Below are 1,036 nucleotides of genomic sequence, written 5' to 3'. Positions count from 1 at the left end.
CGGGCTGTTGCTCAACCTCGTCGGGGTGATGGGCGATGCGAGCAAGGAGCAGGTCTGGGGCTACCTCGCCAACTACGTGCCCGATGCGTCGGCCGAGAAATACCCGGAGCTCGACCGGCTGATCGGCTATGCGCTGGCCTATAGCCGCGATTTCGTCGCGCCTACGCTGAAGCGGCGGGCACCGGAGGGTGTCGAGGTTGCGGCGCTGGAGCGGCTGGATGCGGAACTCGCAGCCTTGCCGGCGGAGGCAAGTGCGGAGGATATCCAGAACATCGTCTACGAGATCGGCAAGACCGGCGGGTTCGAGAACCTGCGCGACTGGTTCAAGGCGCTGTACGAGACGTTGCTGGGGTCCGAACAGGGGCCGCGGATGGGTAGCTTCATCGCGCTGTACGGGGTGGAGAACTCGCGCAAACTGATCGCGGAGGCGTTGGCGCGGTAAGGCCGTACCCTCGAAGAAATATCCACCCCGGCGGAGGCCGGGGCCCAATTGGGAAAGCTGGAGTGACGGATCGCAGCGTCCATCATTCGCGTCCTCCAATTGGGCCCCGGCCTTCGCCGGGGTGGCGGCGGTATTCGGTATGCTTGCGGTGGACCTGTGATGACCCGCACGGTCAAACTCATCGCCCTCGGCCTGCTGGTCGTCCTCCTGTTCGCCCTCTCGCTCGGCTGCGGGAAAGTCTGGGTACCGCTCGACGCCTGGTTCTCGAGCGACCCGCGCTGGTGGATCATCCTCGAATTGCGCCTGCCGCGTGCAGTGCTGGGGCTTGCGCTCGGCGCCACGCTCGGCCTTTCGGGAGCGGTGTTGCAGGGCTATCTCCGCAACCCGCTCGCCGATCCCGCAGTTGTCGGCGTGTCATCGGTCGCAGCGCTAGCAGCGGTCGCGGCGATCGTCTTCGGGTTGGGCTCCGGCCCCGCGATCTTCGCAGCCGCGATGCTGGGTGCAGGCGGCGCGGTCGCGTTGCTCGCCGCGCTGACATGGCGGTCGCCGAGCGCGATCACCTTCATCCTCGCGGGCACGGTGCTGTCGAGTCTC

At 66.9% G+C, this 1,036-nt stretch carries 1 protein-coding gene and 1 pseudogene; both read left to right on the top strand.

What is annotated here, in order from left to right:
• Window positions 1-442: pseudogene (gene lysK / locus U1872_RS22770) on the top strand (lysine--tRNA ligase); the annotation flags it as partial.
• Between the two features lie 159 nt (window positions 443-601).
• Window positions 602-1,036, top strand: a 435-nt coding sequence (locus tag U1872_RS22765; RefSeq protein ID WP_332795116.1) for an iron chelate uptake ABC transporter family permease subunit, incomplete at its 3' end; no start/stop codon positions are given.

The sequence above is a fragment of the Parasphingomonas frigoris genome (assembly GCF_036663815.1).
In the GTDB taxonomy this organism is placed as follows: domain Bacteria; phylum Pseudomonadota; class Alphaproteobacteria; order Sphingomonadales; family Sphingomonadaceae; genus Sphingomonas.
Note: the sequence above shows the minus strand (reverse complement) of the source record. Positions and strands in the feature narration are given on the sequence as shown.